We start from the raw sequence: 15,090 nt of genomic DNA, 5'->3' as shown, positions 1-15,090 counted from the left end.
CGCCGCGATCGCGACGGGCTTCTTCGGATTACCGATGACGCAGATTTACAGGACGCATTCATCGCCCTGGCGGGCCGCAGCGGCGCAAGGCAACAACTGTCCCGCAGTCTGGCGGTCGTCCGGGAACTCACCGAACCAGCCGCGGCCGTCGTCGCACTTCACTTCGGCCACATCGCCATCAAGGCTCGCCATGCGGGCGACCACCCGATAGTCCACAACGTTGCAGTTGCGCTGGCTGGCTGTGATCATCCGGGTCAGTTCCGTATTGATCGCGGAACGCGCAACGAACTGACACTCCAGGCCCCGCGCATCCATGGTGAAGCAATCGAACGCTTCAATCTCGCCCGAACCACCGGCGGGAGGGAAGAAGCCCGTCAGGCCGAAAGGCTGATCGGCGCAGTCGAACTCGTAGATTTCACGGCCGGGAGATCCGTCCGGCGGGCTCTCCACGGCGACGATGCGTTCTTCATTGACTGCGCACGTCCGACCGACCTGGCGCAGGGCGGCCACGCGCTGTTCGGAGGCCGCAGCCTGGGCGGCGGAACTGTCCGTCAGGGTGCATCCCCCGGGAACGATCTGGGGACGGCTGCAGTCTCGAGCTTCCAGAACCTCTCCGGCCGGGTTCGTCTGGCCGACGAAGCCGAAGCCTTCACTGCACTTCACTTCATAGAAGCGGTACTGCTCGTTCGCACCGACGAAACGCGCATCTTCGGCAGTGCAGGACTGGGGCGCGACAGACGCGAAGCGGGCCTGAAGGCCCGCAAGTTGCTCTGCACGTGAGGTCAACTGGCATTCGCCGCCAGCCACGGTGACTTCGAGGCATTCCAGGCTGCCTTCAAACTCCCCTGCATTGTTCGCCCGCAACCAGTAGCCGTCGCTGCCCGAGCACCCGACTTCATAGCGTTCCTCTCCGGCCTGCGTACGACCGACCCAACGGGACCCCTCGACCTGACAGGTAATGCCTGCCGCCTGCACATAGCGTGCGATCATCTGCTCCGGGTTCGCGTTCTCGGGAAGGCTGCACCGCACCTGTTCCGGCGCGCCCGGATTCTCCCGGGCGTGGTCGTCGGATTGCTGGGCGACGATGAAGCAATTGCGTGTAGTGGGTTCCGGGCCGTCCGTGAGAATATGGCCAAGGCCGTTGGAGCAGGCGACTTCATAAATGTTGATGTCGCCATTGCGGCCGGGGCTGACGGCGTTGACGACCTCACACCCGGTATTGGTGGACGCCAGAACAGCTTGCGCCTCGGCGATGACTTCCGGGCCTGTACGGGGCTCCGCAGCCTGGGCCCCCCGGCCCTGGCGCGTACGCGACTGCAGGGTCATCGCCGCTGAAGCGGTGACGGCGGCCGCTGAAGGTGCGCTCTGCGCAGCCGCGGCGGGGAGGGGGGTGAAACCGACGACGGTCAGCACGACGGCTGATCGGGCGAGCAGGGAATTACGCAGCTTCAAGGGGCTTTCCTCACCTAGCTTTCAGGTTGGCGAAGGCTTCGCCCGCGCCGATAGTTGGGTCAAGTCATAACGGCGGCATGTGTTCCGTCTGTGGCGATCAGATGACCTTTGACGCGGGATGCCGTGGAGGGCAAAGTGGCAATGAGTTTTCAATGGAGACGCGCTTGCCCGACGGTCAGGCCAAAGCACCGGAGCCCCGCCAGGGCGCGGCCGGGCCGGACTATCCGGCGCTGGACATCCCGGCGCTGGGAGAGGCGGTGCAGGCGGCCGATGGCGTCCTGTGGCTGCGGTTCCCCCTGCCCATGGCGCTGGACCATGTGAACGTCTGGGCCATCCGCGACGGCGAAGGCTGGGTCATCGTCGACACTGGCCTGGGCTTGCCGGACACCATCGACGCCTGGGAGACGGCCCTCGCCGGGCCGCTCCAGGGCCGGCCGGTCACCCGCCTGATCTGCACCCATATGCATCCGGACCACATCGGTCTGGCGGGCTGGCTATGCGAGCGGTCCGGCGCGCCGCTGTTCATGTCGCGGCTGGAATATGTCACCGCGCGCATGCTGCTGGCCGACACGGGCCCGGCGCCGGAGGCGGGTGTGGCCTTCTACCGCGCGGCCGGATGGTCGGACGAACAGATCGAGGGCTATCGCACCCGTTATGGCCTGTTCGGCAAGGCGGTTCGGCCGATGCCGTCGGAGTTCACCCGGCTCAGCGATGGCGACGGCATCCAGATTGGCGGCGACGCCTGGCGCATCATCGTCGGCTCGGGGCATTCGCCGGAGCACGTCTGTCTGCTGCGCGAGCGGGACGACCTGTTCATCTCGGGGGATCAACTGCTGCCCCGCATCTCGTCCAACATTTCGGTCTGGCCGACCGAGCCCCTGTCCGACCCGCTCAAGGACTGGCTGGACTCGCTGGAGGCCCTGAAGGGCCGCATTCCCGAAAACGCCCTGGTGCTGCCCTCCCACGGCGAGCCGTTCCGGGGCGCCCACGCCCGGCTGAACGCCCTGCTGCGCGGCCATGACGTGGCCCTGCGCCGGCTGGAGCGCACCCTGGCCGAGCCGAAGCGGGCGGTGGACGTGTTCCCCTCCCTGTTCGGCCGAACGGTAGGCGAGGGCGTGCTGGGCATGGCCACGGGCGAGGCCATCGCCCACCTGAATTATCTGGAGGCCCAGGGCCGCATCGGCCGCGATCGCGACGCGGACGGCGTGGACTGGTGGACCCGCATCGAAACTGGAGATCCCGCATGAGCGAGCATGTTCACGTCGCGCTTGAGCAAGGCGTGCTCAGCGTCACCCTGGCCCGGCCCGACAAGAAGAACGCCATCACCCAGGCCATGTACGCCGTGCTGGCCGAGGCGACTGAGCGGGCCAGGACCGATCCCGACGTGCGGGTGATCCTGTTCCGCGCCGAGGGCGACAGCTTCTGCGCCGGCAATGACATCGGCGATTTCATCGCCATCGGCTCGCAGACCGACGAGCCGCTGGACATGTCGGTGTTCCGCTTCCTGAAGGCCTTGGCCGAACTGGACCGTCCCGCAGTTGCAGCGGTGAAGGGCCGGGCGGTGGGCATCGGGCTGACCCTGCTGCTTCACTGCGACATGGTGGTGGTGGCTGACGACGCCCTGCTGTCGGTTCCGTTCGTCAATCTGGCCCTGGCCCCGGAGGCGGCGTCCACCGCGTTGCTGCCCGCCGTCATCGGCCACCAGCGGGCGTTCGAGATGTTCGCCCTGGGCGAACCCATTACGGGACGTCAGGCGCTGGACTGGGGTCTGGCCAACCGGGCGATTCCCGCCGATCAGGTCGACGACGAAGCGCTGCGCCTCGCGGCCCTGCTGTCGGCCCGGGCGCCCAATTCCATCCGCTCGACCAAGCGCCTGATGCGCGACGCTGAGGCGCTGTGGACCCTGATGCTGGCCGAGGGCGAGGCGTTCGGCGCGCAAATGAAGAGCCCCGAAGCCATGGAGGCCTTCATGGCTTTCAGTCAGAGGCGCGCGCCGGACTTCTCGAAAGCCGGCTGATTTTTTCTTGACGGACGGGGGCGCGGGCCGCAGATGCGCGGTCCCTCCAAGCCCGGCTGCGTCATGACCATCGCCCTTTCGCCCCAGCCTGCCGTCATCCAGGCCGAAACCGTGTTCGACGCGGCGGCGGTGGCGCGCGTGGTGGAGGCCGCCTTCGGTCCCGGGCATCTGGCCAGGACCGCCGAGCGTCTGCGCGAGGGCCGCGATCCTGCTGTCGGCTTCGTGGCGCGTCAGGACGGCCGGATCATCGGTTCGGTGCGGCTGTGGACCATCACCATCGGCGGCGCGCCGGCCCTGTTCCTGGGCCCCATCGCCGTCGAACGGACCGAGCGCAACGCCGGGATCGGCGCGGAGCTGGTGGGTGCCTGCGTCGACTGGGCCCGGCAGGCCCGGGCGTCCGGCGTTCTCCTGGTGGGCGACCCCCCCTATTTCGAACGCTTCGGATTTCAGCGCATCGAGGGGGCGGCCATGCCCGGTTCGGTGGATCCCGCGCGCCTGCTGTGGCTGGCTCTGGACGCGGTCGCGGCGCCCACCGGGCCCGTCCGCCCCGACTGACCCTTTCCGGCAGGCCCTTCCCGACGAGCCTCGGGGCGCCTACCATCAGAGGCATGACCCGGGACACCCTCAGCCTCATACAGTCAGTCGCAGGACACGCGGAGGACGGGCGCGGCCCTGCGCCGGTGCATCTGTGGAATCCCGACAACTGCGGCGAGATGGATCTTGTCATCGGCGCCGACGGCGTCTGGATGCACGAAGGCTCGCCCATCGGCCGCCCGCAGTTGGTGCGCCTGCTGGCCACGGTGCTGCGCAAGGACCCGGACGGCTATTACCTGGTCACGCCGGTCGAGAAGCTGAAGATCACGGTGGAGGACGTCCCCTTTCGCGCCGTGCGGGTGGACCCGGAGGGTGATGATCTGATCTTCACCACCGACATGGGCGAGCGGATCACGGCGGGCGCCGACCATCCCATGCGCGTCGAGACGGATCCGGTGACGGGGGAGCCGACGCCCTACGTGCACGTACGCGGTGATCTGGAGGCCCGCATCGAGCGGTCAGTATTCTACGAGTTGGTCGATATGGCGGCTTTGGCCGACGGCCGCATGACAGTGCGATCGGGCGGCGTCGCCTTCACCCTCGGGGCGGTGACTTGAACGAATTGCGTCAACAGTTGATTTCGGCGCTGGACCCGCTTGAGGCGGCGTCCGGTCGTGCGCGGTTCTCCGATTTCGACCTGAATCCCGACGCGCCGCGTCTGGACCGACCCCTCCGCCCGGCGGCGGTGCTGATCCCGGTGGTGGATCACATGGACGGGCCGACCCTGCTGCTGACCCGTCGTTCGGATTTCCTGGCCAGCCATACCGGCCAGATCGCCTTTCCCGGCGGACGGCTCGATCCCGGCGAGACGGTGGTGCAGGCGGCCCTGCGCGAGGCGGTCGAGGAGGTGGGCCTGTCGCCCGACCATGTGGAGCCGCTGGGCCTGTCCGACGCCTATGAGACGGTCACGGGTTTTCTGGTGACGCCGGTGGTGGCCTGGGTGCGGCCGGGGTTCAACCTGACCACCGACCCGCGCGAGGTGGCCGACGCTTTCGAGACGCCGTGGGAATTCCTTATGGATGAGGCCAACCACCGGCGCGAGTTCTATGACGCGCCCGACGGCACGCGGCGCTGGTTCTGGGCCATGCCGTGGGGCGAGCGCTACATCTGGGGGGCCACGGCGGGGATGCTGCGGTCTCTCTGGGGCCGTCTGCACGACCCGGCGCGCGAGGCCGTGGCGTGACGCGCCTGGGTGATCAACCCTGGCTGACGGCGCCGGAGACGCGGGCGGTGATGGCGGCGCTGGAGGCGGCGGGTGGACCCGGCTGCGCCCGCTTCGTCGGCGGCTGCGTGCGCAACGCCCTGATCGGACAGCCCGTGGACGACATCGACATCGCCACCACCCTGCCTCCCGAAGCGGTGATGGCGGCCGTCAAGGCGGCAGGCCTGAAAGCCGCGCCCACGGGGCTGACCCACGGCACGGTGACGGCCATCTCGGGCGGCCAGCCCCACGAGGTCACCACCCTGCGCCGGGACGTCTCTACCGACGGGCGCAACGCCACGGTGGTTTTCACAGACGACTGGGCCGAGGACGCAGAGCGTCGCGACTTCCGCCTGAACGCGCTTTATGCGGGCCCGGACGGCGAGGTGTTCGATCCGACCGGGCAGGGGGTCGATGACGCTCTTGCGGGCCGAATCGTCTTTGTGGGCGAGCCTGAGACCCGCATTCGCGAGGACTATCTGCGCATCCTGCGCTTCTTCCGCTTTCACGCCTGGTACGGACGCGGCCCGGCCGACGCAGCGGGGCTGAAGGCCTGCGCGGACCTGAAGGACGGCATGAGCCGCCTGCCCGCCGAGCGGGTGTCCAAGGAACTGCTCAAGCTTCTGGCCGCGCCGGACCCTGCGCCGGCGCTGCGCCTGATGGCCGAGAGCGGGGTGCTGGACAGGGTGCTGCCGGATCACGCAGGCTTGACCCTGTTTGAGGCCATGGTCCGTGTCTCGCCCGATCCCCTCCTGCGCCTGTCAGCGCTGCTGCCCGCCGACGGGGATCGGGTGCGGGCGTCGGCGCGGGCCCTTCGCCTGTCCAATGCGGAGAAGGAACGTCTGGTGCTGGCTCTGCCGGCCGAGCCTGCGGTCAGCCTGACCATGGACGTTCGGGCCGGTCGCGCGGCCCTGTACCGCCTCGGCCGGCGCCGGTTCGAGGATCAGGTCCTTCGCGCCTGGGCGGCGTCGCCGGAGCATAAGGATCAGGCCCGACGCCTGCTGGATCAGGCCGCCGCATGGCCGATCCCGCGCTTGCCGGTGGACGGCCACGCCGCCGCGCGGGCCGGGGCGTCCGGCCCTGCGGTGGGGCAGATGCTGGGCGCCTTCGAGGACTGGTGGGTGGATCAGGACTTTCCCGACGGCGATCACGCCGCCATGCTGGGCCGCTTCCTTCCCCGGAGCGAACCATGACCCGCATCGCCATCCTCGAGACCGGCGCCCCGCCCGAGGCGCTGCGCGACGACTTCGACGACTATCCCGCGCGCTTCCGGGCGCTGCTGGGCGACGGCGTGCCCACCACGCGCTTCAATGTGCAGGAGGGGCGACTGCCGGACGACCCGTCCGCCTTCGAGGGCGTGGTGGTTACAGGCTCGGCGGCGGGGGTCTATGAGGATCATGTCTGGATCCCTCAACTGCTGGACTGGCTGCGCGCCGCCCGTGGCCGCACCCGCATACTGGGCATCTGTTTCGGCCATCAGGCCATGGCCCAGGCCTTCGGCGGGCGCGTGGAGAAGTCGGACAAGGGCTGGGGCGTCGGCCTGCATCGTTATGACGTCCTCCGCCACGAGCCGTGGATGTTCCCCAAGGCCGACAGCGTGGCCATTCCGGTGTCCCATCAGGATCAGGTGGTGGCCGTCTCGCCCGACGCCCGGGTCATCGCCGCCAGTGACTTCACCACCCACGCGGGCTTGGCCTGGGGCGAGGACGCGGCGTCGTTCCAGTGCCACCCGGAATTCCAGCCCGACTACGCCGCCGCCCTGGTCGAACTGCGGCGGGACCGGATTCCGGCTGAGGTGGCCCACAAGGCGCTGGAGACCCTGCGGCACCCTAACGACCGCGCCCTGATGACCGCGTGGATCCGCGCCTTTCTGCTGGGCACGCCGCCGCCGACCGAGGCGGCCGGCAGCGGGATCTAGGGTTCAGATCAGGGCCACTTCACCTCTGGCGGCATGGAGCTCAGGATCGAGTCCACATTGCCGCCGGTCTTGAGGCCGAAGGTGGTGCCCCGGTCATAAAGCAGATTGAATTCCACGTATCGCCCGCGCCTTACCAGCTGTTCCTCGCGTTCTGCATCGGTCCAGGGTTCGCCCATGCGCCCGCGCACAAGGCGGGGATAGACGTCCAGAAACGCCAGACCCACGTCGCGGGTGAAGGCCAGGTCCCGGTCCCAGTCGCCGCTGTCGTGGTGGTCATAGAAGATGCCGCCGATGCCGCGCGGCTCGTTGCGGTGGGGCAGGAAGAAATACTCCTCGCACCAGGCCTTGTACTTCGCATGCCAGTCCGGGTCGTGGGCGTCGCAGGCGCCCTGCATGGCTGCGTGGAAATCGACCGCGTCCGGGAAGTCCTGCTGACGTTGATAGGCCAGCAGCGGGGTCAGGTCGGCGCCGCCGCCGAACCAGCTTCTGGTGGTGGCGATGAAGCGCGTGTTCATGTGCACGGCTGGCACGCGGGGGCTTTTCATATGGGCGATCAGGCTGACGCCCGTGGCGAAGAAGCGGGGATCGTCCGCCGCGCCCGGCACCTGTTTGGCGTAGTCTGCCGGGAACACGCCGTGGACCGTGGAGACGTGCACGCCCACCTTTTCGAACAGGCGGCCATACATCATGCCCATGACGCCGCCGCCGCCCGCCTCGCGGCTCCAGGGGGTGCGCACGAACCGGCCCGGCTCGCCGGGATAGAGATCGGCGGGCGCTTCGTCCTCCAGAGCCTCGAAGGCGGCGCAGATGCGGTCGCGCAGCGCTTCGAACCAGGCGCGGGCGCGGGCCTTGCGGTCATCCATGACGGGATCGGTCGTATCGGTCATGGGGTGATTGAAACCACGGTTGCGCCCCGCGCAACAGACCCGGCGATCGCGGGCGCTTGTGTCGCAGGACCCGGGCGGACACTCTGGCTCTGTCCGATAGGGGAGTCGCTCCATGAACCGTTTCGCCGCCGCCGCCGTTCTCAGCCTCATGATGGCTGTGCCCGCCGAATCCCGGACGCCTGAACAGGCGCGCGCGATCCTCGAGACCACGCCCCTGATCGACGGGCATAACGACCTGCCCTGGGCGTTGCGCCAGCGGTTCGGCTCCGACGTTCACGGCGTGGACCTGGCCCGGGACCAGTCGGGGCTGGAGCCGCCCCTGCACACGGACATCCCCCGCCTGCGCGCGGGCGGGGTTGGGGCCCAGTTCTGGTCCGTCTATGTGCCCGCGAGCATGGAGCCGTTGGAGGCCGCTCGGGCCACCTTCGAGCAGATCGATGTGGTCAACCGGATGCTGGCCGCGCACCCGGACGCCTTCGAATTCGCCGCCACAGCCGACGATGTGGAGCGCATTCACCGCGAGGGCCGCATCGCCTCGCTGATCGGCATAGAGGGCGGATACTCCATCGCCGACTCCATGGGCCTGCTGCGCCAGTTCTTCGCAGCGGGCGTGCGCTACATGACCCTGACCCATTCGGCGACCACCAGCTGGGCCGACGCGGCCACCGATGCGCCGCAGCACGACGGCCTGACGCCCTTCGGCGAGGCGGTGGTGCGCGAGATGAACCGCCTGGGCATGATGGTGGACCTGAGCCACGTGTCCGAGGACACCATGATGGACGCCATGCGGGTGTCCACAGCGCCGGTGATCTTCTCCCATTCGTCGGCCCGGGCCGTGACCGACCACCCGCGCAATGTGCCCGACAGCGTGCTGCGTCTGATGCCCGAGGACGGCGGGGTGGTCATGGTGACCTTCGTACCGGGCTTCGTGAATGAGGATGTGCGCGCACACGGGGCGGCCATGGCGGCCGAGCGGGCGCGGCTGCAGGCGCTGAACCCCGGCGATCCCGAGGCGGTGACCACGGGGCTGGCTGCGTGGCGGGACGCGAACCCGGCGCCGACGGCCACCATCGCCGACGTGGCGGATCACATCGACCACATTCGCCGGGTGGCGGGGGTGGATCATGTGGGGCTGGGCGGCGATTTCGACGGGGTCGGGTCCTTGCCCGAGGGCCTGACCGGGGTGGAGACCTATCCGGCCCTGCTGGCCGAACTGATGCGGCGCGGCTGGTCCGAGGCGGGTATCCGCAAGCTGGCGGGCGAGAACGTGCTGCGGGCCATGCGGGCTGCGGAAGCGACGGCTGCCAGCATGGCGGACCAGCGCCCGTCCCTGGCGCGCATCGACGACTAGATCTCGGCGCGCGCCATTCGCAGGAAGCCCGCCACGTCCACGGTCTCGGCCCGCGCGTCGGGATCGATGCCGGCGGCCTCGCAAAGGGCCGCGCCGCCGAGGGTCTTGAGGCTGGACCTGAGCATCTTGCGACGCTGTCCGAAGGCGGCGGCGGTGACCTGTTCCAGCCGCTTGAGCACAGACGGATCGGGCCTGTCGTGCCGGGGCGTCAGATGGACCACGGCGGAATCCACCCGGGGCGGCGGGGTGAAGGCGCGGGCCGGCAGATCCATAACCACGCGGGCCTCGCAGACCGCCTGGCTGATCACCGCCAGACGGCCATAGGCGTCATCGCCCACGTCGGCGGCGACCCGCTGGGCCACCTCCTTCTGGAACATCAGGGTCAGGGCGTGGGGCGTCCAGGGGCCGGTCAGCCACTTGATCAGCAGAGGGGTGCCCACATTGTAGGGCAGGTTGGACACCAGATGGGCGGGGCCGTCGACCAGTTCGGCCTCTTTCACTTTCAGGGCGTCGGCCTGGATGATTTCAAGGCGACCTGATCCGTCGTCCAGTTCGGTCAGCAGCGGGACGAAGCGTGGGTCCTTCTCCACCAGCACCACCCGACCCGCGTCGCTTTCCAGCAGGGCGCGGGTCAGGCCGCCGGGGCCGGGGCCGACTTCGATCACAGCGCGGCCCTCGAATGGCCCGGCGAGACGCACGATCTTTCGCGTGACGTTCAGGTCCAGCAGGAAATGCTGGCCGAAACTCTTCTTGGCCGACAGCCCGTGGGCGTCCAGCGTTTCGCGCAGGGAAGGGAGGTCGGTCATGAGGCGGCGTGGCGGGCGTCGGCCATGGCGGCGGCCAGACGGACGGCGGCAATCAGGCTGTCGGGCCGGGCGACGCCCTTACCCGCGATGTCGAAGCCGGTGCCGTGGTCCGGCGAGGTGCGGATGATGGGCAGGCCCAGGGTGGCGTTGACCCCGCCCCAGAAGTCCAGCGTCTTGACCGGGATCAGGGCCTGATCGTGATACATGCAGATGGCCGCGTCATAGGCTTGGCGCGCTTCGTCATGAAACAGGGTGTCGGCGGGCAGGGGATCGGTGATTTCGATGCCCTCGGCGCGCAGGGCCTCTGCGGCCGGTTTCAGGATTTCGATTTCTTGAAGGCCCAGGGCCCCGCCTTCGCCCGCGTGCGGGTTCAGGGCAGCCATGGCCAGACGGGGGCGCTCAATGCCGAAGTCGCGCTTCAGGCACTCATGCACCACCCGCGCCGTGCGGCGAATTCGGGCGTCGGTGACCAGTTCTGGCGCCTCGTCCAGTGGGACGTGGATCGTGACGAGACAGGCGCGCAAGTCCTTTGCGGTCAGCATCATCACCGGCCCGCGCGTGCCGGCGTAGGGGCGGTCGGCCGTCAGCTCGGCGATGAACTCCGTATGGCCAGGGAAGCGGAATCCCGCAGCGTACAGAGGGGCCTTGGCTATTGGCGCTGTGACCAGGCCGGATGCGTCTCCGGCCAGGGCCAGATTGACCGCCTGCTCGATCCAGTCGGCCACGGCGGCTGCGTTGGCGGGTTCAGGATGCCCGGCCGTCACGGATGTCGGAACGGGTCGGTGAAGCACCGGCAGCGCCCCGGCGAAGCGATGAACCGCCTCGTCCGGATCCTGGATCGGAAACAAGGGCGACGATCCGGCCACGGCCAGCACATTCAGGTCGCCGATGACAAAAAACGCCGTCTCAGGCTCGGTCTTGAGAACGTCCCAGGCCTTGTGAATGATCTCGGCGCCGACCCCTGCGGGTTCTCCCAGGGTCAGGGCCAGTGGGGCGCGCACAGAGGCGGCGGGCGCGCCCGTCATGGCTCAGCCCTTGAAGTCGATGTGGGCGTCTTCCCGCAGATCACGGATATAGCGGCGTGCAAGCATGGAGAGTTGCTGGCCGCGAAGCCGGGACTCGACCTCGTCGTAATTCGGCGCGGCCGGACCCCCGGCGCGCCGATCGCAGACGGCCAGAAGATGGACGCCCAGGGGGGTGCGTACGGGGGCGCTTATCGACCTCACCTCGGCCGAGCGCGCCACCTGCTGGAACTGGGGGGCCAGATCATTGATGTCCGACTCGCCGAGATCGGCGCCAAGAAGATCAGGTTCCTGACGGGACCGCTCCAGGATGTTGTCGCAGGTCAGGTCGCTCCTGATCGCATTGAGGCGTGCGGTGGCGGCGGCGACGGCTTCGTCCGAGGCGCCGGCATCCGCTTCGATCATCACCTGGCGCAGGTTGACCATGCTGGTGGATGAACCGTCCCGCTTGTCCCGCAGGTAGAGAATATAGACACCGCCTTCGACCGGGATCGGTCGGGACAACTGACCCGGCTCCATGTTGTCCAGGGCTGTCTGAAGGCCCTGGGGGACTTCGCCCTGGATGAGCCAGCCGGCATCGCCGCCGCTGGCTGCTGACGGCGCCGCGGAAAACTGTCGGGCGACGGCCATGAAGGGCGCCCCCTGGATGATCTGCTCGACCAGTTGGTTCGCGCCATTCATCGCCGCCTGCTGTCCGCCCACACGCGCGGCGTCGATGAAGATCTCGCCCACCAGGTACTGGGGCCGGCTGGCGGAGGCGGAGATGCGCTGGATGGTCTGGTCGACCTGGTTGCGACCGACCCGGGCCCGGGGACCGTATCGGCCCCGCACCAGGGCCTGCCATCCGGTCTCGACGCGAATCTGCTCCCGCACCGTTTCGGGCTGCACGCCCGTCTCGGCGAGATAGCCCAGATAGGCTTCCGGCGTGATCCCCACGGACTGGGCGATCATGGCGATCTCGGCGTCCACCTCCTCATCGGGGATATTGACCTGGAAACGCGCCAGTTCCTGTCGCTGGAGTTTTTCGTCGATCAGATTGTTCAGCGCCTGACGCTGAATGGCGGGCAGGCTTTCCGCGGTTGGCTGGACCTGGGTCATGGCGATGAGCAGCAACATGCGCTGGCGCAGTTCATAGCTGGTGATGGGCACGTCATTGACGAGCACCACCAGACCTTCGGCCAGATCGAAATCAGCGGCCGTAGGCCGCCGCTGGGGAGTCTGCTCGGCGGAAGGATCCAGCTGCCCGGCCACGGGCGTCTCCGGCGCAGTTTGCGCCGTCGCCAGTTGAGCCGGTGCGACAGAAGCCAGCATGGCCGCGATCGCAACCCCCGCCGTGTAACGCTTGAAACGCATGTCTTATTCTTTGTCCCTGGGTCCGCTCAGCGTCCATTTCGGCCAAGCGTACCGATGAATGGCGCCCATATCATGGTCTGGACAGACGTCCGATCACCACATGTCATCCCGTTGATAACCTGTACCACCCAATGTGGCGAGGGTTAGACGCACATACGCGCCCGTTCGCGGCCCGGAAGGGTCCACCCGCGTATTGTCCCGGCGGTATCCGATCTCGAAACGGATGCAGTCATCCTCGAAAAGCACCCCGACTTCGCTGCGGGTGAAGCGATCTTCCTGGAGATCCATGATCCCGCGACCCGCCACGCCCCAATTGCCGCTGATAAACTGCTGGCCGCTGAACTGCACGAACTCGTAATTTCGATAGGTACGGGTCGCCAGGGGCAGGTCGGGGTCCACATCGCCGGGGTTCGACCGGTCGATGATGTAGCTGACGGTGGCCATGTTTCGGGCGCCCCATTCTCCGTCCACCATGATTTCCGCGCGACGGACCTCGCCGCCATCGTCGATCTGGGCGTGGGCCCAGCCCCGGACCTGAGACCCCGGGGAAAATGTGGCGGCGACAACCCAGTCTGACGCGCGATCCGCGAGGCCTGAGGGGTCAAAAAGCGTTCCCGTTCCGTCACCGGTGGGCACCAGGTAGCGGTCTTCTGCTTCGTCCCGCCAACTGCGACCGAGGAAGACGCTTGCTGATCGCTGACTGCCCCAGCGGAGACTGGCCCTGCCGCCGGCGGTGAGCCGCAGGCCGCCTTCATAGAGGTCGTGGCCGGTGAAGCGATCGATGGCGAACAGCGAGGTCTCATCCAGATCCGTGACCTGGCTGTCCTCGTTGGGAAGTCTGGGGTCCAGGTCGGGACGACTGGAGATCGAAATCTGGGCGAGGGGTTCAAGCACCAGATCCGCGCCGTTCTCGAACCGCCGGATCAGGGGATAGCTGACATCCAGACCTGCTGTGGCCCGGGCCCGTGTGATCGTGACGGAATCGTCGGGGCTGGAGGGCAGATTCTCAACGGCGTAGGCGTCGGCGCGCAGATTGAAGAAGGGTTCCCACCTCAGGCCGATCGGCGACGTCAGAACGCGACGCCAATCGGCAGTGACCACCAGTCTTGCGCTGTCCACGCCCGGATATCCCGCCAGGGTCGGGTCGGAGGGATCCGGGGCAGGGATTTCGCCGGGGGACAGCACCGGCGCGCCGACATAGTTTTCCCGAATCAGGACCGCGGCGTTTCCAGTCAGCCGAAGACGCCCGCCCATAACGCCCTGACGTGGTTCCCACATGGCTTCGATGACCGGGGCGGCGACCGGAGTCACGCCGTCGCGCTCGAAGACGTTGTTGGCGGGATTGGCGCGGTCGACCTCCAGCACCCGCAGGCTTTGAATGCTGAAGGCGGCTGCCGACAGATACGACCGCTCGGTCTGCCGCTCCGCATAAACCTGGGAGATCAGGCGCCGTCGATCGCCGTAATACAGTCCATTGTCCTGATACGGATCGTCGGTCCCATAGCGATCGAACAAAGTCTTGTCCGAGGCGCGTTCGGCGGTGAAACCCCAGCGCCATGGTCCGGCCGGATCAAACGCACCGTGGGCCAGCAGATAGCCGCGATGATCGCGCTCCTCCACCCCGGGGATGTCCTCGTAGGTATATCCCGCGCGCGCCTCCACGACGCCCACGCCGAAGTGGCGGCGCCATTGCACGTTCAGGAACGGATTTACGTCGGTATTGAACTGCGGACTGACGATCCAGTCCTCCGAGGGCGACACGACGATCAGGTACGGCTGTTCATACGAGAACCCGCGGGCTTCGTCGTAATCGATACCGGGGACCAGAAAACCTGACGCTCGCTCCACCGTCGGGTCCGGATGAGCAAAGAAGGGCAGCCAGAGCACGGGGAGGCCGCCCACGCGAAACAGGGCGTTCCGGTACAGGATCGCGCGCAGGTCCTCGTCCTGCACCACCGTCTGCGCCTGAATGGACCAGGTCGGCTCCCGGGGGCCGTTCTCGTCACAGATGGGGCATGGCGTGAACAGGGCGTAGTTCAGTTCGTTGACGGTCTGAGATCTCCGAACAGCGGTGGCAGCCATCAGGTGGCTGCCGTCGGTCGCCCGGACGGCCAGGTTCACCGCCACCCCCGTCTGGAGGTTCTCGTCGAGTTCCAGCAGGTCGGCGGTCACCACCGTACCGTCGATGTCGATCAGTTCGACGTCGCCCGATGCGGCGGCCACGCCCGTATTGAGGTTGTAGGTGACTTCGCGGCCACGAAGATTGCGACCTTCGAAGCGGGCCAGAACACGCTCTTCATCGCCGCGGGCGGCGACCTGGCCGGTGTCCGCGTCCCGAACCACGTCGTCCGCCTCAATATACACCGCTCCTGTCGGAACGGCGTTTGCAGGCGTCTGCTGGGCGATAGCGCCTGTGGGGATCAGCGCCAGCGCGGCCGCCCCCCCGAGCAGACGCCGTTGCGCCATCGCTCTGTTTCCCAAACGCCAGG

The 15,090-nt window shown here is 67.9% G+C and carries 14 protein-coding genes; 8 read left to right on the top strand and 6 right to left on the bottom strand.

What is annotated here, in order from left to right:
• Positions 1-45 precede the first annotated feature (45 nt).
• Entirely contained in the window at positions 46-1,452 is a 1,407-nt protein-coding gene (locus ACK4FB_RS05335; RefSeq protein WP_409748745.1) for a hypothetical protein, read from the bottom strand.
• 152 nt (positions 1,453-1,604) lie between these two features.
• Here ACK4FB_RS05335 and ACK4FB_RS05330 point away from each other — a divergent pair, with 152 nt between their 5' ends.
• The 7 genes from ACK4FB_RS05330 to ACK4FB_RS05300 all read left to right on the top strand — a co-directional run bounded on the left by ACK4FB_RS05330 (position 1,605) and on the right by ACK4FB_RS05300 (position 7,182).
• Positions 1,605-2,699, top strand: a complete 1,095-nt coding sequence (locus ACK4FB_RS05330; RefSeq protein ID WP_409748742.1) for an MBL fold metallo-hydrolase — start codon at positions 1,605-1,607, stop codon at positions 2,697-2,699.
• Positions 2,696-3,469: an enoyl-CoA hydratase gene (locus ACK4FB_RS05325; RefSeq protein WP_409748739.1), complete on the top strand. Its 774-nt coding sequence runs from the start codon at positions 2,696-2,698 to the stop codon at positions 3,467-3,469. The genes ACK4FB_RS05330 and ACK4FB_RS05325 overlap by 4 nt, the downstream gene beginning before the upstream one ends.
• A gap of 63 nt (positions 3,470-3,532) precedes the next feature.
• Positions 3,533-4,024 (top strand): GNAT family N-acetyltransferase, encoded by a 492-nt coding sequence (locus ACK4FB_RS05320; protein WP_409748736.1) that lies wholly within the window; start codon positions 3,533-3,535, stop codon positions 4,022-4,024.
• A gap of 53 nt (positions 4,025-4,077) precedes the next feature.
• On the top strand, positions 4,078-4,620 hold the full coding sequence (locus ACK4FB_RS05315; RefSeq protein ID WP_409748733.1) for a DUF1285 domain-containing protein: 543 nt from the start codon (positions 4,078-4,080) through the stop codon (positions 4,618-4,620).
• A complete protein-coding gene (locus ACK4FB_RS05310; protein WP_409748730.1) occupies positions 4,617-5,246 on the top strand; it encodes an NUDIX hydrolase in 630 nt (209 codons plus the stop codon). The genes ACK4FB_RS05315 and ACK4FB_RS05310 overlap by 4 nt, the downstream gene beginning before the upstream one ends.
• Positions 5,243-6,457, top strand: a complete 1,215-nt coding sequence (locus tag ACK4FB_RS05305; RefSeq protein WP_409748728.1) for a CCA tRNA nucleotidyltransferase — start codon at positions 5,243-5,245, stop codon at positions 6,455-6,457. The genes ACK4FB_RS05310 and ACK4FB_RS05305 overlap by 4 nt, the downstream gene beginning before the upstream one ends.
• Positions 6,454-7,182 carry a glutamine amidotransferase-related protein gene (locus ACK4FB_RS05300; RefSeq protein WP_409748725.1) on the top strand — a complete coding sequence of 243 codons (729 nt, stop codon included), beginning with the start codon at positions 6,454-6,456 and terminating at the stop codon, positions 7,180-7,182. Before ACK4FB_RS05305 ends, ACK4FB_RS05300 begins: the two co-directional genes overlap by 4 nt.
• Positions 7,183-7,190: 8 nt before the next feature.
• On the opposite strand, the gene hemF is transcribed toward ACK4FB_RS05300, so the two are convergent.
• The gene (gene hemF / locus ACK4FB_RS05295) at positions 7,191-8,069 is read right to left on the bottom strand and encodes an oxygen-dependent coproporphyrinogen oxidase (RefSeq protein ID WP_409748723.1); all 879 of its coding nucleotides are present in this window, start codon (positions 8,067-8,069) and stop codon (positions 7,191-7,193) included.
• A 112-nt stretch (positions 8,070-8,181) separates the two neighbouring features.
• On the opposite strand from hemF, the gene ACK4FB_RS05290 reads away from it, so the two are divergent.
• Positions 8,182-9,420, top strand: coding sequence for a dipeptidase (locus ACK4FB_RS05290; RefSeq protein ID WP_409748720.1), 1,239 nt, complete (start codon positions 8,182-8,184; stop codon positions 9,418-9,420).
• On the opposite strand, the gene rsmA is transcribed toward ACK4FB_RS05290, so the two are convergent.
• The 4 genes from rsmA to ACK4FB_RS05270 all read right to left on the bottom strand — a co-directional run bounded on the left by rsmA (position 9,417) and on the right by ACK4FB_RS05270 (position 15,067).
• Positions 9,417-10,226, bottom strand: a complete 810-nt coding sequence (gene rsmA / locus ACK4FB_RS05285) for a 16S rRNA (adenine(1518)-N(6)/adenine(1519)-N(6))-dimethyltransferase RsmA (RefSeq protein ID WP_409748717.1) — start codon at positions 10,224-10,226, stop codon at positions 9,417-9,419. The genes ACK4FB_RS05290 and rsmA overlap by 4 nt on opposite strands.
• On the bottom strand, positions 10,223-11,251 hold the full coding sequence (gene pdxA, locus ACK4FB_RS05280; protein ID WP_409748714.1) for a 4-hydroxythreonine-4-phosphate dehydrogenase PdxA: 1,029 nt from the start codon (positions 11,249-11,251) through the stop codon (positions 10,223-10,225). The genes rsmA and pdxA overlap by 4 nt, the downstream gene beginning before the upstream one ends.
• Before the next feature lie 3 nt (positions 11,252-11,254).
• Positions 11,255-12,601: a peptidylprolyl isomerase gene (locus tag ACK4FB_RS05275; protein WP_409748711.1), complete on the bottom strand. Its 1,347-nt coding sequence runs from the start codon at positions 12,599-12,601 to the stop codon at positions 11,255-11,257.
• 93 nt (positions 12,602-12,694) lie between these two features.
• The gene (locus ACK4FB_RS05270; RefSeq protein ID WP_409748708.1) at positions 12,695-15,067 is read right to left on the bottom strand and encodes an LPS-assembly protein LptD; all 2,373 of its coding nucleotides are present in this window, start codon (positions 15,065-15,067) and stop codon (positions 12,695-12,697) included.
• Between the last annotated feature and the right edge of the window lie 23 nt (positions 15,068-15,090).

This window comes from Brevundimonas sp., assembly GCF_046299535.1.
Taxonomy (GTDB): domain Bacteria; phylum Pseudomonadota; class Alphaproteobacteria; order Caulobacterales; family Caulobacteraceae; genus Brevundimonas.
The sequence above is the reverse complement of the archived record's forward strand: the minus strand, read 5'-3'. Positions and strand labels throughout refer to the sequence as shown.

What these genes read in the sequence shown, in the direction of transcription:
- ACK4FB_RS05330 (WP_409748742.1), top strand. Translation starts at nt 1,605, where the DNA reads ATGGAGACGCGCTTGCCCGACGGTCAGGCCAAAGCACCGGAGCCCCGC.
- ACK4FB_RS05325 (WP_409748739.1), top strand. Translation starts at nt 2,696, where the DNA reads ATGAGCGAGCATGTTCACGTCGCGCTTGAGCAAGGCGTGCTCAGCGTC.
- ACK4FB_RS05320 (WP_409748736.1), top strand. Translation starts at nt 3,533, where the DNA reads ATGACCATCGCCCTTTCGCCCCAGCCTGCCGTCATCCAGGCCGAAACC.
- ACK4FB_RS05315 (WP_409748733.1), top strand. Translation starts at nt 4,078, where the DNA reads ATGACCCGGGACACCCTCAGCCTCATACAGTCAGTCGCAGGACACGCG.
- ACK4FB_RS05300 (WP_409748725.1), top strand. Translation starts at nt 6,454, where the DNA reads ATGACCCGCATCGCCATCCTCGAGACCGGCGCCCCGCCCGAGGCGCTG.
- hemF (WP_409748723.1), bottom strand. Translation starts at nt 8,069, where the DNA reads ATGACCGATACGACCGATCCCGTCATGGATGACCGCAAGGCCCGCGCC.
- ACK4FB_RS05290 (WP_409748720.1), top strand. Translation starts at nt 8,182, where the DNA reads ATGAACCGTTTCGCCGCCGCCGCCGTTCTCAGCCTCATGATGGCTGTG.
- rsmA (WP_409748717.1), bottom strand. Translation starts at nt 10,226, where the DNA reads ATGACCGACCTCCCTTCCCTGCGCGAAACGCTGGACGCCCACGGGCTG.
- pdxA (WP_409748714.1), bottom strand. Translation starts at nt 11,251, where the DNA reads ATGACGGGCGCGCCCGCCGCCTCTGTGCGCGCCCCACTGGCCCTGACC.
- ACK4FB_RS05275 (WP_409748711.1), bottom strand. Translation starts at nt 12,601, where the DNA reads ATGCGTTTCAAGCGTTACACGGCGGGGGTTGCGATCGCGGCCATGCTG.
- ACK4FB_RS05270 (WP_409748708.1), bottom strand. Translation starts at nt 15,067, where the DNA reads ATGGCGCAACGGCGTCTGCTCGGGGGGGCGGCCGCGCTGGCGCTGATC.